Origin of the sequence: Actinoalloteichus hymeniacidonis (genome assembly GCF_014203365.1) — a bacterium.
Taxonomy (GTDB): Bacteria; Actinomycetota; Actinomycetes; order Mycobacteriales; family Pseudonocardiaceae; genus Actinoalloteichus_A; species Actinoalloteichus_A hymeniacidonis.
This window is the reverse complement of the sequence record NZ_JACHIS010000001.1, coordinates 4,704,405-4,726,049: the sequence shown is the minus strand read 5'-3', so window position 1 is coordinate 4,726,049 and position 21,645 is coordinate 4,704,405. Positions and strand designations below refer to the sequence as shown.

Below are 21,645 nucleotides of genomic sequence, written 5' to 3'. Positions count from 1 at the left end.
AGCTGGCGCGTCGCGCCGATCAGGGGGACAGGCAGGCATCGGGACCGCCGTGTCGACCGAGTGCGAAATCGATCACCCGTTCCCGGCCGCCGCGATGGCTGATGCCGTGGACATCGCGGGCCGGCCGGTCGTCGGTGAGCAGCAGCAACACCGCCTCGTCGAGATCGCCGGGTCCCCACCAGCCATCGGATTCCCCGGTGGTATCCGGCATCGGCGGACCTTGGCCGGCAACGGCATCGGCCGACCACGCACCGACCAGGCAAACCGTGCGGCTGCCGGTGTTCGCATCGTCCACCGGCAGGCCGAGTCGACCGATCGCGGCCAGTGCATGCCGGCCTGCGACGAGGGTCGCGGTGGCGTGGTCGCCGATCCCCTCGTGCACCCCGGCCACCGCCTCGTAGGAGTCGATCGCCACGACCGGCTCCTCGGGGCACAACGCGACGGCGCCCTGCGCATCGGCGCAGCCGGGTTCCCCCGTCGGCAACCGCGTTGCCGGGCCGTCCTGCCCGGAGCCGGGCGGCGCCAGTTCCACGAAGTATCCGGCCAGATCGTCGGAGACCAGATCCGGCAGCTGTCGATGAGGGACCGGAGCCGCCTGCGGATCGGTCGCCGGACCCAGTTCGTCCACCGTGGACGCCGCGCATCGGTGCACGCCCTCGGCATAGCCCCGTTGGAAGGCGAGTACGCGATCCAAGGCACCACCGTGGGTCCGCTTCTCGGCGCCGACGGGATCATGGGCTCGCGCAAGGGCCAGCACCGCCCGGTCGACCTCGGAGCCGTCGAATCGAAGCTCGCCGCCACCGTCGACGGACCAGCGGAAATAGGCACCGGCATGGCAATCGGCCATCGACTCGGTCAACGCGAGCGGATAACGGTCCGGATCGGCGCGAGCAGCCTGCTCGTCGACCCCGAGCAGCATGTGCACCCGATGCCCTGATTCGTGGGCCAGGATCGCCGCGACGCCTGCCGTGCCATGCTCAGCGGCCGCGTCGAGCAACATGGCTCGGTCCCACACCAGCGCATCGGCCGCCTCGCAGTAATAGGAGTTGGCCACGATCTCGGTGCTGCGGACCAGACACGGCGGCCGGTGCTCGGCGACGTCGGTGGCATCGGTCGGATGGAGACCGCCCTCGATGGGCGGCCACGGTCGATCGAAGTTCGCGGGGAAGGTCGTCGACCAGTACGACTCGATGTCGCCGATCGCGTCCTCGGCCACGGCGTCCACGTCGAACGAGCCCGCGCCGGGTGCGTCGTCGACTGCGGTTCGCTCGGCCGCAGTGGCATCGTCCGACGAAGATCGGGCGGTCGACGGGCGATCCGCGGCCAACACCGGCAGGATCGTCGCGACGACGAGGGCGAGAACCGCCTGCGGTCGGATCCGGCCCGTTCGGTTAGTGGGTGTCGCGGTCATTCCTCGGGAACGAGCCACAGCACTCCGGCAGGCGGTAGCTGCAGCACCGCCGAGGCTTCTCTGCCGTGTGACGGTGTCTGCTCCGCCACCACGAAGCCCGCATTGCCGACACCGGAACCGCCGTAGACCTCGGCATCGGTGTTGATGACCTCCCGCCAGCGGCCCGCGCTGGGCAGCCCCAGCCGGTAGTCGTGACGCGGGATTCCGGAGAAGTTGGCGACACAGGCGAGCACCGTGGGCCTGCCGTGTTCGTCCTCGCCATGCCGTAGGAAGGCGATGACGTTGTGCTCGGCGTCGTTGGCCTCCAGCCAGGAGAACCCATCGGAGGAGATATCCCTGGTGTACATCGCGGGCCGGGCCCGGTAGACGGTGTTGAGGTCGGTGATCAGTCGCCGCAGACCCGCATGCAGCGGTCGGTCCAGCAGGTGCCACTCCAGCGAATCCGACTCCGACCATTCGGAGAGCTGGCCGAACTCGCCGCCCATGAACAGCAGCTGTTTACCGGGATGCGCCCACATATAGGCGAACAGGCCGCGCAGGTTCGCCGCCTTGTTCCAGTCGTCGCCGGGCATCCGCGACCACAGCGAGCCCTTGCCGTGGACCACCTCGTCGTGGCTGAGCGGCAGCAGATAGTTCTCGCTCCACGCGTACACCAGCGAGAAGGTCAGCTCATCGTGGTGGTAGGCCCGGTGCACCGGATCGAGCGCCAGATAGCGCAGCGAATCGTGCATCCACCCCATGTTCCATTTGAAGCCGAAGCCGAGGCCGTCCAGATCGGTACGGCGGGTCACCCCCGGCCACGCGGTCGACTCCTCGGCCGCCATCATGATCCCGGGGTGGTGTTTGTACACCGTGGCGTTGAGTTCCTGCAGGAAGCGGACCGCATCCAGGTTCTCGCGACCGCCGTGCTCGTTGGTCGTCCACTCCCCGTCCTTCCGGGAGTAGTCCAGATAGAGCATCGAGGCGACCGCGTCGACCCGAAGCCCGTCGACATGGAACTCCTCGGCCCAGTAGAGCGCGTTGGCGATGAGGAAGTTGCGTACCTCGGGGCGGCCGAAGTCGAAGACGTAGGTGCCCCAGTCGGGGTGCTCCCCGCGTCGCGGGTCGGGATGCTCGTAGGTGGGGGTGCCGTCGAACCGCGCCAGCGCCCATTCATCACGGGGGAAATGCGCCGGAACCCAGTCGATGAGGACCCCGATATCGCGCTGGTGCAGGTGGTCGATGAACCACCGGAGATCATCGGGAGTGCCGAATCGCGAGGTCGGCGCGTAATAGGAGGTGACCTGGTAGCCCCAGGAGCCGCCGAAGGGATGCTCGGCGATCGGGAGCAACTCGATGTGGGTGAAGCCGAGCTCGGCGACGTGATCGCCGAGCTGCTCGGCGAGTTCGCGGTAGTTCAGCCCGGGGCGCCACGAGCCGAGATGGACCTCGTAGACGCTGATCGGGCTGCGCGAGAGGTCGCCGGAATCGCGCCGGGCCACCCAGGCATCGTCTGCCCAGAGATGGTCCGACACCGTGACGATGGACGCCGTCGCGGGCGGAACCTCGGTGGCGAAGGCGAAGGGATCGGCCTTCTCGTGCCAGCGGCCCGCAGCGTCGAGCAGCCGGAACTTGTACTTGGTGCCCGGTCTCACTCCCGGGACGAACACCTCCCACACCCCGGTCGAACCCAGCGAGCGCATCGGGGTGCGCACGCCGCTCCAGCCGTCGAAGTCGCCGCAGACCCGGACCCCCGTGGCACGTGGCGCCCACACGGTGAACGCGGTGCCCTCCACGACACCCAACGAGGTCTCGTAGCTCTGCTGATGCGCGCCCAGGACGTCCCACAGCCGTTCATGCCTGCCCTCGGCGATGAGGTGCAGATCCAACTCGCCGATCGTGGGCATCCAGCGATACGGATCGTCGACCACGTCGGTGTGCTCGCCGTAGTCGACCTCCAGGCGATAGTCGCCCGGCTGGTGCGGAACCACCCCGGAGAACAGCCCGCCGTCGTGTACGCAGGTCAACGGGTACTGCGCATCGGCGATCCGGACGCGGACCGCGTCGGCGTGCGGTCGAAGGGTGCGGACGAGCGTCCCGTCGGGATGGGGATGGGCGCCGAGCACGGAATGCGGATCATGGTGGGTCCCCGCCAACAGCCTGGCCGTGTCAGCCGGATCCGGTGGACAGGACTGCGTGGTCGGCATCAGACGTCACCTCGGTCACTGGGGTACGGCCGTCGAGTCGAACAACGCGACGAACGAGCGCGCACCGGGAGTTCGTGGCGTGTCAACGATCTTAGGGCTTGACCGGGCTTTCGCCCGTTGTCGTCTGCCGTCTGCCACCGCCGAGGGTCATTCATGTCTCGGCGGCGTCGACCTGCGGTTTCGGACGGGTCGTCGGCGGACCGGCCGGTACCGCCGGGACGAATCTCCCGGTATCGAGGGAGATCCGGCGCGTCCGAGGCACCGATCAATGCGGCTGCACCGCCACGATGTGCGCAACGGCGCGCTGTGGGTCCAGCCGCACGTAATTGGCCTGACCCCATTCCCAATTGTCGCCGGTGACCTCGTCCCTGGCGGTGAACCGGTCGTGCCACTGCAGGCCCAACGCGGGCAGATCGATCCACACGGTGCCCTCCTGGGGCGCGTTCGGGTCGAGCGTCACCACCACGAGTACCGCCGCACCGGTGGCCGGGTCGATCTTGGAGTAGGCGATCAGCGACTCGTTGTCGACGTGGTGGAAATGCAGGGTGCGCAGGCTGTGCAGCGCGGTCCTGCGTCGACGGATCTCGTTGAGGGTGCGCAACCAGTCGGACAGCGACCGCCCGGTGTGCTGTGCCCGCTCCCAATCCCGAGGCCGTAGTTGGTACTTCTCCGAGTCGAGGTACTCCTCGCTGCCCGGTCGGACCGGCTCGTTCTCGAATAGCTCGAAGCCGGAGTACACGCCCCAGGTGGGGGAGAGGGTGGCGGCCAGTGCGGCACGGATGGCGAACGCCGCCGGGCCCGCGTGGTGCAGGGAGGTCGGGAGGATGTCCGGCGTGTTGGTGAAGAGGTTCGGCCGCGCCTCGTGGGCATGGGCGGCAAGCGAGACGCCGAACTCGGTGAGCTCGTGCTTGGTGACCCGCCAGGTGAAATAGGTGTAATGCTGGCTGAATCCGAGCCGGGACAGTCCATACATGCGGGCCGGCCTGGTGAAGGCCTCGGACAGGAAGAGCACATCCGGGTGCTCGTTCTTGAGGTCGCGAATCAGCCGCTCCCAGAAGTCCGGCGGCTTGGTGTGCGGGTTGTCCACCCGGAAGATCCGGACGCCGTGGTCGATCCAATGGGCGACCACCCGGCGGATCTCCCGGTACAGGCCTGCCGGATCGTTGTCGAAGTTGAGCGGGTAGATGTCCTGGTACTTCTTGGGCGGGTTCTCGGCGTAGGCGATGGTCCCGTCCGGGCGGGTGGTGAACCACTCGGGGCGCTGCGCGACCCAGGGATGGTCCGGCGCGCATTGCAGGGCCAGATCGAGCGCGACCTCCAAACCGAGCTCGGCGGCATGGGCGACGAAGGAATCGAAGTCGGCCAGCGTGCCCAGCTCGGGGTGGATGGCATCGTGCCCGCCATCGGCCGAGCCGATGGCCCACGGGGAACCGACGTCAAGGGGGCCCGCATCCAGCGTGTTGTTCGGCCCCTTGCGGTGTCGGCTGCCGATCGGGTGGATCGGCGGCAGATAGACCACATCGAAACCCATCGCCGCCACGCGATCGAGTTCCGCTCGGGCGGTGGCGAAGGTGCCGGGTACCGGTCTGCCTTCCGCATCGACGCCGCCGGTGGATCTGGGGAAGAACTCGTACCAGGATCCGACGAGCGCCCGCTCCCGATCGACCCACAGTTGATGGGCGATGCCCTTGGTGACCAACTCGCGGACCGGTTGATCGGTCATCACCGTGTCGACCGGTTCGGCCAGCGCCGCCGCGACCCGCTCGGCGAGCGGCCGGGTGACATCGCGCAGGCCGAGCACCGCCGAGGTCAACGTCGCACGGACCGATCGCGCACCCGGACGTCTGGCCACCCGCTCCAACAGTCGAGCACCGGATTCGAGGTCGTTGGCGAGTTCGTCGGCACCCTGCTCGGCAGCGAGTTTGGTCTCCACCGCGTGTCGCCAGGTGGCCCACGGGTCGGACCAGGTGTCCACTCGGAACGTCCACAGACCGACCTGGTCGGGGACGATCACCGAGGACCAGCGGTCCAAACCGGGATCGGTGAGCACCATCCTGGTCTGTCGGGCGACCCGATCCTGCGGCCCACGCCAGGACACGTTGGCGGCCTGTCGATCGTGGCCCTCCCGCCAGAGGGTGGCGTGCACGGGAACATGTTCGCCCACCACGGCTTTGGCGGGATAGCGACCGAGACCGATCACCGGGAACACCTCGTCGACGACCAGTCGTCCACTCACCGCGCTGTCCCTTCCATGGTGGTTCTGCGGTCCCATCCTGCCTGCCTTCGATCGCGTGAATAGCGTGGGAACCAGGGCGTTTCGCTACGCACCCCGAAGATCAATCGTGCGTCAACCTGCTGTTTTCTGCCTGTTGAAGCAAAAACCACCGAGACAGGCGAAAAAGCGCCGCGCCCGAGGACGAATGCATCACCCAACGTTCGTCGTCGACATCAATTCGGGGGTACCCGCCCTGATCGGCAAGGGTCCGAGGCTCACGGACAGTGTGAATCGGACCAACCCGATCGATCGTCGTCGGGCACGGTGCGCCCGTCAAGGGTTGGCTGACACGGTTCGAACCAGACAGACGAGTGGGGGAGGTCGGCGATGCGGGTCGCGATCGTGGGGACCGGTGAGCTCGCGGGTGCGCTGGCCGACCGGCTGCTCCGAGGCGGCCACGACGTCGTCGTGTTCGGACGGACGACCGGCAGCGCCGAGCGGCTCGTCGATCTGCTGCGGACCTCGGGCCCTGGCATGGTCTCGGCGAGCACGGTGGGCGATCCGTTGGCGGCCGACCTCGTCGTGCTGGCGGTTCCCGCATCCTCGGTGCCCGACCTGATCGAGCAGTACGGCGAAGAGCTTCCCGGTCAGATCGTCGTCGACCCGACGAATCCGGCCGGACCCGAGACGGAGCTGCACAGTCCGGCAGGCTTCTCGATGGCCGAGCGCATCGCCGCGCTCGCCCCGCTGGGGACCACGGTGGTCAAGGCGTTCAACACGATCTTCGCGGCCACCCTGGACGGCGAGGAATCGCTGGACGTCTTCATCGCCACCGACGACGCCGAGGCCCGGATGACGATGGTGCGGCTGGTCCAGAGCATCGGCTGTACGCCGATCGACGCCGGACCGCTGCACCATGCGCGGGCCTTGGAGGCCATGCAGTGGCTGCATCAGTCGATCCAGCCCTATCTCGGTACCCGGCAGTCCACGACGATCGCATTGCGGCTGTTCTGACGGAATGACTCGCCCGCAATGCGGGCTAGCGCGATACCCCTGCCTCGGTCTGGGGGACCTCGGAATGCGCATCGGCTGCATCGACCCAGTCGGCCGCGTCCGATTCGGGGACCATCGTCCTGCCCGCGTCGCCCGGCTCGACCGGAGCCGGCCGGGCACCGGGCTTGGCGGTTCGGGTGACCTCGACCGTCGGCTCCGGCGTGGTCTCGGCGACCACCGAAGCCACGGGTGCCTCGACCGGCGGCTTCGCGGCGGCGGTCTCGGCGACCGGGGCCGACGAGGCGGGCCGCTTGCGCCGGTATCGGAAGCGATCGGCGATCGGGCCCTCGACCGTCCTGGTGAGGATCCAGCCCAGGGTCACCGAGCACACGATCATCACGGCCGACTGCACCATCGGCGGCACGCCTGCCTCCGAGAGCTGGTACATCACGCTGTAGCCGATGTTGTGATTGACCAGGTAGATCCCGTAGGAGATGCCCGCCAGCCACACGACCGGCCGGAGCAGCACCTGCAGCCGGGGGTGGTTCCAGTCCGGGCCCCTGGCCGCGGCGCCGATGGCGACCATCGCCACGAGCAGCGCGATCGCCCCCCGCGCGTCATGAGCGCTGATGAGGTGCGTGATGGGCGCCAACGCGGCGATGAGCAGGACCCAATGGCCGGAGCGATGGGTGCCCCACAACCACAGCGCCGCGCCTCCCGCGAGGAGGTGGACCCGGCCGCCGCCCAGCGTCGTGGCGATCTCGATGGCCCGCAACGCGCCCGCGCCGATTCCGGGGATCTCCAACAGCAGCGATAACACGATGGGGAAGACCGCCGCCACCGTCAGCGCGATCCGCAGCCGAATCCCGTGCCGCCAGCTGCGCGGCCACAACAGCGCGGTGACCAGGAATGCCGTCACCTGGAGCGGAATGGTCCAGTAACTGCCGTCGGTGCGGCTGATGCCCTCGATGAGCCCCGGCGGGTAGACGAGAATGGTGCCGATCAGCGAGGCGAAGTCGCGTTGCAGCGTCTCCGGACCCCACAGGTGCACGATGATGTGGCTGGCGATCGCGGCCACCGCCATCGGCGGGATGATTCTGACCAGCCGGTTCTGCAGCAGGGCCCGTGGCCCGCTGGAACTGAGGGTCTGACAGATGAAGTACCCCGAGATGACCATCAGGATCGAGGCGCCGACCTGCAGATCCAAGAAGATCGGCCGTTCCGCGAGCTCGGGAACGAGGTAGGGGCCGCCCCAGGTGGCGTGCTGAACGACGACCAAGGCGATGGCGGCCGCACGCAGGACGTCCCAGCTCACCCGCCGCGACTTCGATCGCCGGGGCGCGCCATCGGTTGCCTGCTCGGCACTCTTGTTCCCGGCGTCGCTCTCGCGGACCGTCATACCCGTGTCTTCTCCTCGCCATCTCGGATGCCGGACAGAAGCCGTCAGTCACCCGATGATCGGACGTTGAAGGGTCCTACGGGAATACCAGCGTTGTCCATCGCCGACCGAACGCGGCAGAGTGAGCTGCTTCACCACCACGGTCGAATCTCGAATCCATTGAAGGACGCGACCTCGACCGAAGGAAACACACACCTCGTCGGTGTCCGCCGCAGGCGGTCCCCGGGATCAGGTTCGAGACCCGGGCGTCCGTGCTGTAGCTCGCTGAACAGTCTACCGCCGCATCCATCGTCGGGGTGGAGATATATCAGGTCGGGTGATGCGGATTGTGAGACAGCCCAATCCCGTGGACCGCCCACAGTGGTGTCGGTCACGTGGGTCGGGATTGTCCGGCGGGACTTGAGCGGTCCAGGTGCCTGCGGACTACCGTGATCTCGAACCCGCCACGCATCGAGGGTTGCCCGATCGGGCGGGTCGTCGGCGATTGTCGCGTCGGACGGGAGTCGTCTCGATACGGTCCGAATAACCTGCGCGGGTCGGCGCGGGCGAGCCACCGGTCGCGCTGCGGCCGAGAGTTGGATGGTGCGCGTGGATGCTGTCGAGAGTGCCTCTGCTGTCGGTACCCGGGAAATCCGCATCGGTTCCTACGCGGTCTGTCGCGAGGAGGACCGAATCCTGCTGGCCAGGTTCGTGGGTCGCAGCGGAACGATGCGCTGGACTCTGCCCGGCGGTGGGCTCGACCACGCGGAGGATCCGCTGGACGCGGTCGTGCGCGAGGTCGAGGAGGAGACCGGGTTCCGGACCGAGGTGGATGCGCTACTCGGCGTCAACAGTCAACGACGGCACGTGCAGCGCGACGGCCTCCCGGTGGACCACCACGCGTTGCAGATCTTCTACGCCGTCCACATCGTCGGCGGGTCACTGCGCCACGAGATCGGCGGCTCGACGGATCAAGCCCGTTGGTTCGATGTCGCCGAGGTCGATTCGCTGGAGTGCTTCGAGCTGGTCGCGCTCGGCCTGGAGCTGGACCGGCTGCGCCCGGCAGGCGGGCGGGTGCTGGGCCAGCCCGCCGTGGCGGGTTCCGGAGACCTGTGATCTCGCCGAACCGCCACGGCGGTGCGGGTCGGGTCAGGCGGACGCCGGTGCGGACACCTTGCTCCGTGACCCGGCGAATCCGCGCAGTCGCAGACTGTTGCTCACCACGAACACCGAGCTGAACGCCATCGCCGCCCCGGCGATCATCGGGTTCAGCAGGCCCATCGCGGCCAGCGGTAGCGCGGCCAGGTTATAGGCGAACGCCCAGAAGAGATTGCCCTTGATGATCTTCAACGTGCGGCGGGCCAATCGGATGGCGTCCACCGCCGCCCGGAGATCGCCGGTGACCAGGGTCAGATCGCTCGCCTCGATGGCGACGTCGGTCCCGGTCCCCATCGCGAGACCGAGATCGGCCTTGGCGAGCGCGGCGGCGTCGTTGACCCCGTCCCCGATCATGGCCACCACACGACCCTCGGCCTGTAGTCGCTCGATCACCGCCACCTTGTCGGCGGGCAGTACCTCGGCGTGGACCAACTCGATGCCCACCTCGTCGGCCACGGCGCGGCCCACCGTCTCGTTGTCGCCGGTCAGCAACACCGGGGTGAGGCCGAGGGCCCTGAGGTCGGCGATGGCCTCGGCGCTGGTCGGCTTGACCACGTCGGCCACGGCCAGCAGCCCACGAACGCGGCCTGCCCAACCGACGGCGACCACCGTCCGACCGAGCGCCTCGGATGCGGTGCGTGCCTCGGCGAGTTCCGAGGGCAGGGTCATCGATGTCTCGGCGAGCAGCGCGGGTCGTCCGACGACGACCTGGTGTCCCTCGACGGTTCCGCGCACTCCCAGACCGGCGGAGTTGGCGAACCCGGCGACCGTGGGCAGTGTGCCGTCGGGTACCTCGGCCTTGGCCGCATCGGCGATGGCGGCCGCGATGGGGTGTTCCGAGGCGTCCTCCACGGCACCGGCCAAGCGCAGCACCTCAGCGGCATCCTCGCCGGATGCGGCGACGACCTCGGCCAGGGTCATCCGTCCCTCGGTGACCGTGCCGGTCTTGTCGATCACGACGGTGTCCACTCGGCGGGTCGACTCCAGGATCTGCGGCCCCTTGATCAAAATGCCGAGTTGGGCGCCGCGTCCGGTGCCGACCAGCAGGGCGGTGGGTGTCGCCAGCCCGAGCGCGCAGGGACACGCGATGATCAACACCGCGACGGTGGCCGCGAACGCTGCGGCCGGACCGGCCTGCGCGCCGAGCCAGAAACCCAGCGTGGCGGCGGCCAAGGCGATCACGATGGGGACGAAGACGGCGGAGATCCGATCGGCCAACCGCTGCACCTCGGCCTTGCCGGTCTGGGCGTCCTCGACGAGTCGGGCCATCTGAGCGAGCCGGGTGTCGGCGCCGACGCGGGTGGCTCGAATTACCAGCCTGCCGCCCGCGTTGACCGTCGCGCCGGTCACCGCTTCGCCCACCGCGACCTCGACGGGCACCGATTCGCCGGTGATCATCGAGGCGTCGACGGCGGAGGAACCCTCGGTGATGACGCCGTCGGTGGCGATCTTCTCGCCGGGGCGGACGACGAAGTGATCTCCGACCGCCAGGCTGTCGATCGGCTGGCGCGTCTCGATGCCGTTGCGCAGGATCGCGACGTCCTTGGCGCCGAGTTCCAGCAGCGCCCGCAGTGCGGCGCCGCTACGCCGCTTCGCCCTGGCCTCGAAGTAGCGGCCCGCGAGGATGAAGGTGGTGACCCCGGCGGCGACCTCCAGATAGATGTCGCCCGCCCCGGTGGTGCGTTCGATGGTCAGGCTGAACGGGTGGGTCATCCCCGGCACTCCCGCAGTGCCGAGGAACAGCGCGTACAGCGACCAGCCGAACGCGGCGATGGTGCCCATCGAGATCAGGGTGTCCATGGTCGCAGCGCCGTGCCGCAGGTTCGTCCAGGCCGCCCGGTGGAACGGCAGCGCCCCCCAGACCACGACCGGCGCGGCCAGGGTCAGCGAGGCCCACTGCCAGTAGTCGAACTGCAGCGCGGGGACCATCGCCAGCACGATGACGGGAAGGGAGAGTGCGGCGCTGACCCACAGCCTGGTGCGCAACGCGGTCAACGCCGCATCGGGTTGCTCGGCGGTGGCCTCGGTGCCCTCCGGGGTGGTGGCCGCCGGGACGGGCGGCGGCGGGAGCTCGGCGGTGTAACCGGCCTGCTCCACGGTCGCGATCAACTCTTCGGGGGTCACGGATTCGGGGAAGGCGACCCTGGCCTTCTCGGTGGCGTAGTTGACGCTGGCCTGCACGCCGGTCATCTTGTTGAGCTTGCGTTCGATGCGAGCCGCACAGGAGGCACAGGTCATGCCGCCGATGATCAGCTCGACCTGTGCGTCCGGCGGCTGCCGATCCTCGGACGCCGATCGGCCGCCAACGCCGTCGTGCGTCGACACTCCGCCGTTGCTCCCGTCACCTGCCCGGTCGGCGTCTGCGCCTGCAGGTGTCTTCCGCTCGCCATGCGTGACCGCGGCCATCACGTTCCCCTGGGATCGCTCGTGTGTGATGCGATGGTCGTCAACGACCGTCGTCGTGCTGTCGATGACCGCCGGGCTGGTCGGCGGGCATCTCGTGTGCGGGTTGCGGAGCCTCGCCGATGGGGCCGGTGAGCGCACCGGCCGCATAGGCGAGACCGAAGGCGGCGACCACGGCCAACAGGAAGGTGCCCAGTCGCATCGCGACGCTCATCTCAGGCGGTCACCTCGTAACCGGCTTCCTTGACGGCGGCGCGGACGGCCTCCGGGTCCAGGGCGTTCTCGCTGGAGACGGTGACCAGGCCGGTCGCGACGTCGACCTCGATGCCGGTGACGCCCGCGAGTTCGCCGACCTCCTCCTTCACCGAGGACGCGCAGTGCCCGCAGGTCATGCCGGTGACGGTGTAGGTGCTGGTGGTCATGTCGTTCTCCTCGATGTGCCCGGTGTCCTCGGGCGCCGATCGACGGCGATGCCGTTCGATGCGCTCGCCCATCCCCGAAAAACCCTACCCCCGAGGGGTATGGATGGCAACCGCGTCTCATGATCGCGACACCGCACGCCACGCCGCGATTGTGCAGCGTAGGCCCAGGGGGTATCTCCACGATCAGGCGATATCGGCCGGCTCGACCCCTCGACGGGACCTCGTCACGCACCGCGCGACGGCGGGTGAGATGAACCGCTCGCCCCGCCGCCGGGCAGGATGGGCGCAGGCAGCGGCGCGTGCGATTCCCAGGATGGTTCGAAGATGATGATCGACAAGATCGCCTGGATCAGGTTCGAGAACGGACGGGTCCTCAGCGCCCGTACGAGGGGGCGGGACACCTTCTACTTCCCCGGCGGCAAACGCGAACCCGGCGAGAGCGACCTGGACACCCTGATCCGGGAGGTCCGAGAGGAACTGTCGGTCGACGTCGAGCCCGCGACCGCGGTGCATGTCGGCACCTTCGAGGCCCAGGCCCACAACAGGCCGATCGGCGATCTCGTGCGCATCACCTGCTACACGGCGGACGTCGTCGGCACGCCCATCGCCTCCATGGAGATCGAGGAGATCGCGCTGCTCTCCTATGCCGACCGGGACCGGGTCTCGGCGGTGGACAAGATCGCCTTCGACCATTTCCGCGAACAAGGACTGCTCGACTGACGGCTCGCCCTGCCCGACGGGCTGGCAGACCCGCACGACCTACAGGTGAAAGCGGGACCCGGCGCCTGGCACGCCGGGTCCCGCCGTCATCGGCCCGCCGACCTCATCGGCAGGCGGCTCCGTTGAGGGCGAACGCCCTCGGGCTCGCATTGGTACCGCTGAACGACCCGTTGAAGCCGAAGGACTCGGACCCACCGACCTCGATCGCGCCGTTCCACCCGATGTCGGTGGCCGTGATCTCGGCCGAGCGCTGGACGAGTCGGGTGTTCCAGGCGTGGGTCACCTGCTGATCGCCGTCGAAGTTCCAACTCAACGTCCAGCCGGTCAACGGCTCCTCGCCGGTATTGGTGATCCGGACTCGGGCGGTGAAGCCGTCGTCCCACTGGCTGTCCACCAGGTAGGAGACCGTGCAGGACGGCTCCGGCGTGCCCACCGGGTCGGCCACATCGGCGGTGAACGCGGCCGCCCAGGCCAGCGGAGCGTTCCAGTTGATGGTGACCTCGTTGGTGGACCACGACTCGATGTCGTCGATGTAGCAGAAGGCGGGGGCGCAGCCCGCGAGTGCGTCGGCGGCCACCGGGTCGTCCAGGCTCACATTCGGGCCGCCCGCGACCGAACCGGCAGGCGGATTGGGCAGGGACGGGTCGAGCTGGTTGGCCCAGAACCGGTGATGTTGGTTGCGTGCGTCGTACTCGCCGTACCCGGTCACGTAGGAGATGTTGAGCGGGTTCGCCCCGAGCAGGTAGTCCCAACCCGTCAGAACCGCGTCCCGGAACTCCGGCTCGCCGGTCAGGTCGTAGGCGGTGCCCAGCACGACCATGTTGTTGAGCACCTGGCTGTTGGAGCCCCAGACGTAGGCGTGCTCCGCCGGGGCGTAGGGCAGCCCGTAGACCTCGTCGCTCGCGGTGTCGGCGTAGCGCTGCGCCCCCTGGACGACCGCGTCGCGGACGAGGGCGAGTTCGGCTTCGGGCAGGTCGCTGGGCACGGTGGCGAGGTTGAGCAGGCCCAGCGGTGCGGTGCTGCCCCAGCTGAAGCCGCCATCGGTGAAGGCCTGCTCGCCGTGGTGTTCCGAGGAGGTCACGGCGTCGAGGTATTCGGCCGAACCGGTGGCCAGGAACAACTCGGCCGCCGCCCAGTAGAACTCATCGGTCACGTCGTTGTCGCTGTAGGCGCCGCCGCCGATACCGTCCTCCGGGTCGGCGTAGTGGATCGGATGGGCGTGTGCGGCCTCCCATGCCGTCTCGGCAGCGGTGCGGCACCGATCGGCGAACTCCGCGTCGTACTCGGCGAACAATCGGGCGCACTGCGCGCCCGCCGCGGCCAGGTTCAGCGTCGCGGCGGTCGACACCGGGTGCAGCTCACGGGTCTGCGGATCGCGATGCGGCGCCAGCGGCAGCCCGGTCCACGCGTCGTCGTGGATCTTGTGGTGGACCAGTCCTGCCAGCTCCTCGCCCTGCGGAACCTGCATGGAGAGCAGGAACTCGAGCTGCCAGCGTGCCTCGTCGAGCACATCGGGGACGCCGTTGGCCTGCTCGGGGATCGCCGAGGTCCCATCTGCGACGGCGGCGGTGTCTCCCAGCGTCAGCGCCCGCTCGTAGATGCTCATCACCTGGGCCGCCGAGATGCCGCCGTTGACCACGTACTTGCCGTGATCGCCCGCGTCGTACCAGCCGCCGCTGACGTCCAAGGTGTAGTCGCACACCCCGGGCTGGCAGGGCACTTCCAGGTCGCCGAGGTTGGGGGCGACGCCCAGGTGTCCGGCGGGGCGTGCGTAGTCCTCGCCGACGTACTCCGCGTCGATCTCGATGCCGCTGCGTTGGTGATAGAAGAAAGCGAGCGCGTCGGTGCGCAGCGTGTCGTAGAGATCGGCGTCGATGTCGAAAGGATGACTGGTCTCGCCGTCGGCGGTCAGGGTGAGACCGGTGTGCGCGGTGGTGACGACGCCGAAGTCGATCCCGTGGGTGGCCTGGTCGGAACTGGGGTCGATGCCCTGCGGCGTGGTCTGACCCTCCGCGACCACGGTGCCGTCCGCGCCGGTCAACTGCCACGGCAGCGCCTCGGTCACGTCGGTGACCAGCGTGGCGTTCTTGGGTCCGGCGGGCAGGTATCCGACCTGGTTCACCCGGACCCGGGGACCGGTGTCGGGTTCGTAGGGCGGTGGCGGCTCACCGCCGCGCAGGGACACGTCGTCCAGGCAGAAGGTCCACGATTCGGTGGAGCCGCCGAGCTCGAAACTGAGTTGGGCGGCCTCGATATCGGCGCCCGAGGTGAAGGCATAGGAGAACTCGGTGGGCTCGGTGGTCAGCACGGTGCGCTCGGCGAGCTCCTTGGTGTAGGGCTCCTCGGCGAGCTGCACATTGGTCCCCATGACGGTGGGGATCGATGCGCTGGCCACGAAGGAGAGCGCATAGGACTCGTCGGTCTCGAGTCGGATGTCGTGGTGACCGACGATGGCGTCCCACGGATTGGCGGTATCGCCGTCCACGGCGGCGCAGAGCCGGCCATCGGTGAGCTCGGCGGGCGCGGTGGCGGTCCACCACCAGGGGTCGGTGCTGTCGGTGAAGTGGCCGTTGTCGATCTGTTCGGTGTCCTCCTGCGCCGTGGCGGGCGGCAGTATCCCGAAGATCGGCAGGGCTACGGCGGCGGCGAGAAGCGGGACGGATCGACGGCGGGATGATCGGCGCACTGGCTCGTTCCTTCCATCGCGTCAGTGAGGGATTCGGTGACGCACTCGGTCCTCGCCAGGCTTCGATCTGCGGTGACCGATAGTCCGGGAGCGCTCCCATGCGGAAACGTCTCGATGACGAAGATGGTTGCGCCCGGATTGCCGCGATGTCAATAACGAATTCTGAGAACGGACGTACTCCGCTGCGGTACTGGCTGGTGGAAGCCGTTCGATGTCGATTCGAGTAGCAAGGGGAGCGCGAGGGCGTTCGCGGATCTGCAATCGATCGGCGCAGTCGAAACTCAAGAAAGGTGTTACCTTGGGAGCGCTCCCGAACAGTGGGACCGGTATTCACCCCCGGGTTCGTTCCGTGCCGGAGCGGATCCATCGGGCGATCCGGGTCGATGCGTTTCGATTGTTCGACCACATCGGGAGTGGGCGCGCTGATGGTGGTCGAGGAGATGCCGTGATCCGCGCACCGATCGGCAAGATCGTCGTGTTTGACAATGCGGCGCGTCCTCTCCTACCTTCGGCAAGCGCTTTCCGGAGGGGGAGGGTGGGCGCCGCCCGTTCTGTCGAGGTGAGGTCGAAGATGCCCACGCCAGCTACGCCCACCGGGGCGAGCACCGTGATCAAGCTGCACATCGCCGCAGATCCGGTGGTCGAGTACGTGGTGGCCGATCCGACACTGATCGCGACACAGGGCCCGCGCCCGTATCTGCACCCGGTGCGCACCAGCCGGGGCACCGTGGTGACCGAGGCGGCACCGGACGATCACCCCTGGCACCTCGGCGTCTCGGTGGCGTTGCAGGATGTCGAGAAGACCAACTTCTGGGGTGGCCGAACCTTCCTGCGAGACGGCGGGCCGACCTGGCTGGACGACCACGGTCGTATCGAACGGCAGCCCGCGATCTCCGAATCCGATGCTGCGCGGACGACGCCGTCGCGGCTGGTCGAGGAACTGCACTGGCGGAGTCCGGCCAACGAGTTGCTGATCCGCGAGCAGCGCCGGATCGTCCTGCGTCAACCCGCCGAACCCGACGACGCCTGGGTCCTGGATTTCGCCTTCGAGCTGGTCAACGCCACTGAACGCGAGATCGAACTAGGTAGCCCGGCCACCAACGGCAAGGTCGGCGGCGGCTACGGCGGCTTCTTCTGGCGGCTGCCGTCCGCAACCACCGAGCCGACGGTCTTCACCGCCGATTCCACCGGGGAGGCGGCCGTGCACGAATCGGTCAGCCCGTGGTTGGCCGTTCGCGGCCAGGATTCGGCAGGCGGTGCGTACACGCTGGTCTTCCGGGGAGCCGATCCCCAGACCGCCGCCAACCCGTGGTTCGTGCGCGTGGCCGACTACCCCGGGATCGGATCCTCACTGGCCGTCGACACGCCGATTCGACTCGCCCCCGGTCACTCGGTGGCCCGCAGGCTGCTGATCGTGGTCGCCGACGGGCACCTGGACCGGGACGGTGCGGCGCAAGCGGCGGCTGCCGCACCGTCCCACCTGGACTGAACGGCCGTACCGGCAACCTGACCTCTGCCACACCTTCGACGGCGGGGATTCGATATGCAGCGAATCTCCTCCCCCGATCGTCGAATAGCAGGCAATGATGTCGAACGCAGCCTGCTGGAACGCTTCGATCGAAGCGATTCGACTACTCATTCGATGAATTCTCGGCTTGATTCGACGGAATATCGAATACGAATCGATGGATCGTCGAATACCCCGATATGTCACGTTCTTCGTCATCCGTTCACCAGGAGGTCCGTCCGTGAGCCCGGATCAGCCCGATGATTCGATCGAAGGCCGACCCGACACCCCACCCCACCTGGATCCAGCCCTGCCACCCGCACGTCGGGTGGCGGCCTTGCTCGCACTGCTGGATCTCGACACCCGATTGTTGATGTTGCACCAATTCCAGCCTGCCGTGCCAGCGGCGGGGCTGGCCTCCTTCCACACCGGTCTGGAAGCACTACACGGGCTGGCCTGGCTCGGCCCGGCGACGGTCTTCCCCCAGGCGGTCGGCCTGGGCGCGACCTGGAACCCCGCACTGCTGCGACGAATCGGTTCGGTGGTCGGCGACGAGGTCCGAGGATTTCACCGCCGAGACCCGATCCGAGGCGGACTCAACGTATGGGCGCCGGTGGTGAACCTGCTGCGCGACCCGCGCTGGGGGCGCAACGAGGAGGGCTATGCCGAGGACCCACTGCTCACCGGGATCCTCTCGGTGGCCTACGCGGGCGGCCTGCGCGGTGACCATCCGGTCTATCTCAAGACGGCGCCGACGCTCAAGCACTTCCTGGGCTACAACAACGAGACCGACCGCGACACCACCTCCTCCGGCCTCCGACCGCGCGTGCTGCACGAGTACGAGTTGCCCGCGTTCCGCGCGGCGATCCAGGCCGGAGTCGCGGTGGGCGTGATGCCCTCCTACAACCTGGTCAACGGCAGGCCCGCCCATCTGGACGGCGCCCTGCTCGACACCCTGCGTGGTTGGGCGGACGGCGAGGTCGTGGTGTTCAGCGACGCCCACGCGCCCTCGAACATCGCGGGCATCCAGCAGTACTACCCCGACCAACCCGCAGGGCAGGCCGCAGCGCTGCTCGCCGGTGTGGACAGCTTCACCGACCACGACACCGATTCCGAGTTCACCGCAGGCCACCTGCGCACGGCCCTGCAACGTGGGCTGATCACCGAGGCCGATGTGGACCGAGCGGTACGCCGGCTGCTGCTGCTCCGGCTGCGACTCGGCGAGTTCGACCCGCCGACCGGCACCGAGACAGCGGCGACTGGCCCCACGGCGGACAACCCCTTCGCCGCCATCACCGAGGACGCGATCGGCGCGCAGGCCCACCGCGAACTGGCCAGGCAGGCCGCGCGCGAGGCGATCGTGCTGTTGCGCAACGAGCGGGACCTGCTGCCGCTGCGCCGATCCGAATGCCGCCGAATCGCCGTGATCGGCACTCACGCCGACACCCTCTACGAGGATTGGTACAGCGGAACCCTGCCGTACCAGGTGACCCCGGCCGGCGGCCTGGCCGACCTCTCCGAGGCCGAGGTCGTCGTCGTGGAGGGCGTCGACCGCATCGCCCTCGTCACGCCCGACGGCGAGGTGGTCCGTGCGGGCGCGGCCGAGGACGGGGCGGTGCTGCGCCTCGCGGCGGCGGGTGCGGCATCGGGTGCGGACTGCGGCTTCGATCTGTTCGACTGGGGCGAGGGCGTACGCACGCTGCGGGCGGCGGCCAACGGTCGCTACGTCTCGGCGCGCTCCGACGGAAGCCTGGTCAACGACCGGGCGATGCCCGGCGAATGGGTCGTGCACGAGACCTTCGAACTCACCCCCATCGGCGACGAGCAGCACGGACTGTTCAACCAGGCGCTCGCCAAGTGGGTACGGGTCGACGCCGACGGGGTGTTGCGCGCCGATCGGTCCGACCCCGCCGAGGCGACTCCCTTCACGCTGCGGGTCGATCGACCCGGCCTGGAGACCGCGATCGAGGCCGCCTCCGCCGCCGACGTCGCGGTGCTCGTGATCGGCAACGATCCGCACATCAACGGTCGGGAGACCGAGGACCGCAAACGGCTGGAACTGCCAGCCGCACACGAGGAACTGGTGCGGCGGGTCGGGGCCGCCAATCCACGCACGATCCTCGTGCTGGTCAGCAGCTACCCCATCGCGGTGCCGTGGGCGGACCGCAATCTGCCTGCGGTGGTCTGGACGGCGCACGGCGGACAGGAGGCCGGTTCGGCGCTGGCGGAGGTCCTCTTCGGCGACTACTCGCCCGCAGGAAGATTGCCGCAGACCTGGTATCGGTCCACCGACGAACTACCCGACCTGCTCGACTACGACATCATCACCTCGGGCAGTACCTACCTGTACTACCGGGGCAGCCCGCTCTATCCGTTCGGACATGGCCTGAGCTACACCGAGTTCCACTACGGACCGCTGGAACTCGACGCCCACGAGGCCGGACCCGAGGACACGATCACCGCCCGGGTACAGGTGACCAACGTCGGCGAGCGCCCGGGCGACGAGGTGGTCCAGTTGTACTCCCACCAGGAACGGTCGCGGGCCACCCAGCCGCTGCACGCCCTGCGCGGGTTCCGCCGGGTCAACCTCGCGGCGGGCGCGAGCACGACGGTCGAGTTCGACCTCCCGATCCGAGAGCTGGCGTTGTTCGACGTCACCAGCTCGAAACCCGTGGTGGAGAGCTCGCGACACCGGCTGTCGGTCGGCGCTTCCTCCGCCGATCTGCGCAGCCACGCCGATCTGGACGTACTCGGTACCGAGATCGCCCCGGTGATCCTGGCGGGCAGGCGAGTGCGAGCCGTGGACTTCGATGCGATCCAGGGCGGCAGGCTGGTCGACGAGACCAGGACCCGGGGCACTGCGGTGGAGGCCGCCGAACCGGGTTCCTGGCTCGCCTTCCACCGCGTGGTGCTGCCCAGCGGCCCGTTGCACTGCACGCTGTCGGCGTCCCGGGCCGATCCGAACTCGGGTCGGGTGCAACTGCGGGTCGGCGATCCGACATCCGGGCCGTTGCTGGCCGAGCTCACGGTGACCGGGGCGGGCGATCGACGCCGTTTCCACGACGTCCTCGCCGAAACACAGTGGCGGCCGATCGACACCGATCTCGCCGGAGCGGGTCGGCAATCCGAGTCCACCGCAGCGGTCGCGCGCCCGGAACCCGTCGATCTGTACCTCGTCTTCCCCGACGCGCACACCACGGTGCGCGACATCCGAATCGACTGCGGGGAGCCACCTATCAGCTGACGGAGACGGCAACGGCAGACCTCAACCGGGCGGGAAACGACCGCCCGGTTGAGGTGCTGCGTTATGCCAGGTCAGAGGCGGTTTGACGGTGGATTATCTGCGGCTGAACGGCGTATTGCCGCCCGTCGACTCCCGGGCGTAACGTCCTGGCAATCGAACCGTTTGACGTGACTTAGCTCACTGGAGAGTCAGGGGTGCACTGTGGTCACCATCGCTGATGTCGCCCGCCACGCAGGAGTGGCGCCCAGCACGGTGTCCTACGTCCTGACCGGGCGGCGAGCCATTTCGGCGGGTACCCGGTCCAGGGTCCAGGACAGCATCAAACTGCTCGGCTACCACCCCCACGCGGGGGCCAGAGCGTTGGCGAGCAACCGAACGAACGTGATCGCACTCGTGCTGCCACTGCGTACCGGGGTGAATGTTCCGGTCGCCATGCAGTTCGTGCTATCGGTGGTGACCTCGGCACGCGAGCACGATCAGGACGTGCTGCTGGTGACCTCCGATCAGGGGGTGGGCGGCATCAGCCGGGTCGCGGGCAGCGCCATGGCCGACGCGCTGGTCGTGATGGACGTCGAGATGCACGACGAACGCGTCCCGCTGCTGCGGGAGTTGTCCCAACCCTCGGTGCTCATCGGGTTCCCGGCCGATTCGACCGGACTGACCTGTGTGGACCTCGACTTCGTCGCCGCGGGTGCGTTGTGCGTCGACCACCTCACCGACCTGGGCCACACCGAGGTCGCGTTATTGGGGGCGCCGAAGGTGGTCTACGAACGGGACACCGGCTACGCCCACCGCACCATGGCGGGATTCACCAGCGCGGCCCTGCGTCGGGGTGTCGCCTGCACCACGCGCTCCTGCGAATTCGATCACGACTCGGTTGCCGCCACGGTCGGCGAACTGTTCGCCGAACAGCCGGGACTGACCGGCCTGGTCGTGCACAACGAATCCGCGCTCGGCCCGTTGCTCAACGTGCTGCACCGGCTGGGCAAGCGAGTGCCCGAGGACGTGTCGGTGGTGGCCATCTGCCCGGACGAGGTCGCCGAGTTGTCCTCACCGCCGCTGACCTCGGTGCAGATTCCCTCCGCCGACGTCGGACGGCACGCCGTCGAACTGCTGATGACCAAGACCTCGGGCGAGCGTGCTCCCGCCGTCACCCTGCTGCCGCCTCGACTCACCGAGCGGCGCAGCACCGGCAGCCCCCGCACCGCCTGACCGCGCTGGAGATCCCAGCACGGCCGACGAGAACCCTCCAACGCCGACGAACCAGTGGTCGCCACCGGGCCATCTCGTCGTGCGTTCCGCAGTCGAATCGATTCGACGAC

General features: G+C 68.5%; 14 protein-coding genes. 6 read left to right on the top strand and 8 right to left on the bottom strand.

Going from position 1 to position 21,645, the window contains the following annotated elements; all coding sequences use genetic code 11:
• Positions 1–19: 19 nt before the first annotated feature.
• The 3 genes from BKA25_RS19695 to BKA25_RS19685 form a co-directional block, all read right to left on the bottom strand.
• Positions 20–1,411, bottom strand: a complete 1,392-nt coding sequence (locus BKA25_RS19695) for a neutral zinc metallopeptidase (RefSeq protein ID WP_069847651.1) — start codon at positions 1,409–1,411, stop codon at positions 20–22.
• Positions 1,408–3,597, bottom strand: a complete 2,190-nt coding sequence (gene glgB, locus BKA25_RS19690; protein WP_069847653.1) for a 1,4-alpha-glucan branching protein GlgB — start codon at positions 3,595–3,597, stop codon at positions 1,408–1,410. Before glgB ends, BKA25_RS19695 begins: the two co-directional genes overlap by 4 nt.
• A gap of 265 nt (positions 3,598–3,862) precedes the next feature.
• Positions 3,863–5,833, bottom strand: a complete 1,971-nt coding sequence (locus BKA25_RS19685) for a maltotransferase domain-containing protein (protein ID WP_069853391.1) — start codon at positions 5,831–5,833, stop codon at positions 3,863–3,865.
• A gap of 366 nt (positions 5,834–6,199) precedes the next feature.
• Here BKA25_RS19685 and BKA25_RS19680 point away from each other — a divergent pair, with 366 nt between their 5' ends.
• The gene (locus BKA25_RS19680) at positions 6,200–6,826 is read left to right on the top strand and encodes an NADPH-dependent F420 reductase (RefSeq protein WP_069847655.1); all 627 of its coding nucleotides are present in this window, start codon (positions 6,200–6,202) and stop codon (positions 6,824–6,826) included.
• Positions 6,827–6,851: 25 nt separating this feature from the next.
• Here BKA25_RS19680 and BKA25_RS19675 read toward each other — a convergent pair whose 3' ends face one another.
• Positions 6,852–8,204, bottom strand: coding sequence for an acyltransferase family protein (locus BKA25_RS19675; RefSeq protein ID WP_069847657.1), 1,353 nt, complete (start codon positions 8,202–8,204; stop codon positions 6,852–6,854).
• A gap of 588 nt (positions 8,205–8,792) precedes the next feature.
• Here BKA25_RS19675 and BKA25_RS19670 point away from each other — a divergent pair.
• The gene (locus BKA25_RS19670; RefSeq protein ID WP_311734496.1) at positions 8,793–9,299 is read left to right on the top strand and encodes an NUDIX hydrolase; all 507 of its coding nucleotides are present in this window, start codon (positions 8,793–8,795) and stop codon (positions 9,297–9,299) included.
• 33 nt (positions 9,300–9,332) lie between these two features.
• On the opposite strand, the gene BKA25_RS19665 is transcribed toward BKA25_RS19670, so the two are convergent.
• The 3 genes from BKA25_RS19665 to BKA25_RS19655 form a co-directional block, all read right to left on the bottom strand.
• Positions 9,333–11,579 (bottom strand): heavy metal translocating P-type ATPase, encoded by a 2,247-nt coding sequence (locus BKA25_RS19665; RefSeq protein ID WP_236750924.1) that lies wholly within the window; start codon positions 11,577–11,579, stop codon positions 9,333–9,335.
• A 208-nt stretch (positions 11,580–11,787) separates the two neighbouring features.
• Positions 11,788–11,958: a hypothetical protein gene (locus tag BKA25_RS19660; RefSeq protein WP_157420990.1), complete on the bottom strand. Its 171-nt coding sequence runs from the start codon at positions 11,956–11,958 to the stop codon at positions 11,788–11,790.
• Position 11,959: 1 nt separating this feature from the next.
• Positions 11,960–12,166: a heavy-metal-associated domain-containing protein gene (locus BKA25_RS19655; RefSeq protein ID WP_069853393.1), complete on the bottom strand. Its 207-nt coding sequence runs from the start codon at positions 12,164–12,166 to the stop codon at positions 11,960–11,962.
• A 327-nt stretch (positions 12,167–12,493) separates the two neighbouring features.
• Here BKA25_RS19655 and BKA25_RS19650 point away from each other — a divergent pair, with 327 nt between their 5' ends.
• Positions 12,494–12,886 carry an NUDIX hydrolase gene (locus BKA25_RS19650; protein ID WP_069853394.1) on the top strand — a complete coding sequence of 131 codons (393 nt, stop codon included), beginning with the start codon at positions 12,494–12,496 and terminating at the stop codon, positions 12,884–12,886.
• A gap of 103 nt (positions 12,887–12,989) precedes the next feature.
• Here BKA25_RS19650 and BKA25_RS19645 read toward each other — a convergent pair whose 3' ends face one another.
• Positions 12,990–15,572 carry a glycoside hydrolase family 9 protein gene (locus BKA25_RS19645; protein WP_069847661.1) on the bottom strand — a complete coding sequence of 861 codons (2,583 nt, stop codon included), beginning with the start codon at positions 15,570–15,572 and terminating at the stop codon, positions 12,990–12,992.
• A 571-nt stretch (positions 15,573–16,143) separates the two neighbouring features.
• On the opposite strand from BKA25_RS19645, the gene BKA25_RS19640 reads away from it, so the two are divergent.
• From BKA25_RS19640 to BKA25_RS19630, 3 genes are all read left to right on the top strand, one after another.
• Positions 16,144–17,061, top strand: coding sequence for a DUF6807 domain-containing protein (locus BKA25_RS19640; RefSeq protein WP_069847663.1), 918 nt, complete (start codon positions 16,144–16,146; stop codon positions 17,059–17,061).
• Positions 17,062–17,320: 259 nt separating this feature from the next.
• Complete coding sequence (locus BKA25_RS19635) at positions 17,321–20,323, top strand: glycoside hydrolase family 3 protein (protein ID WP_236750542.1); 3,003 nt, start codon at positions 17,321–17,323, stop codon at positions 20,321–20,323.
• A 201-nt stretch (positions 20,324–20,524) separates the two neighbouring features.
• On the top strand, positions 20,525–21,535 hold the full coding sequence (locus tag BKA25_RS19630) for a LacI family DNA-binding transcriptional regulator (RefSeq protein ID WP_069847667.1): 1,011 nt from the start codon (positions 20,525–20,527) through the stop codon (positions 21,533–21,535).
• Positions 21,536–21,645: the final 110 nt, after the last annotated feature.

What these genes read in the sequence shown, in the direction of transcription:
- BKA25_RS19640 (WP_069847663.1), top strand. Translation starts at nt 16,144, where the DNA reads ATGCCCACGCCAGCTACGCCCACCGGGGCGAGCACCGTGATCAAGCTG.
- BKA25_RS19650 (WP_069853394.1), top strand. Translation starts at nt 12,494, where the DNA reads ATGATCGACAAGATCGCCTGGATCAGGTTCGAGAACGGACGGGTCCTC.
- BKA25_RS19660 (WP_157420990.1), bottom strand. Translation starts at nt 11,958, where the DNA reads ATGAGCGTCGCGATGCGACTGGGCACCTTCCTGTTGGCCGTGGTCGCC.
- BKA25_RS19680 (WP_069847655.1), top strand. Translation starts at nt 6,200, where the DNA reads ATGCGGGTCGCGATCGTGGGGACCGGTGAGCTCGCGGGTGCGCTGGCC.
- BKA25_RS19655 (WP_069853393.1), bottom strand. Translation starts at nt 12,166, where the DNA reads ATGACCACCAGCACCTACACCGTCACCGGCATGACCTGCGGGCACTGC.
- BKA25_RS19665 (WP_236750924.1), bottom strand. Translation starts at nt 11,579, where the DNA reads ATGACCTGTGCCTCCTGTGCGGCTCGCATCGAACGCAAGCTCAACAAG.
- BKA25_RS19695 (WP_069847651.1), bottom strand. Translation starts at nt 1,411, where the DNA reads ATGACCGCGACACCCACTAACCGAACGGGCCGGATCCGACCGCAGGCG.
- glgB (WP_069847653.1), bottom strand. Translation starts at nt 3,597, where the DNA reads ATGCCGACCACGCAGTCCTGTCCACCGGATCCGGCTGACACGGCCAGG.
- BKA25_RS19675 (WP_069847657.1), bottom strand. Translation starts at nt 8,204, where the DNA reads ATGACGGTCCGCGAGAGCGACGCCGGGAACAAGAGTGCCGAGCAGGCA.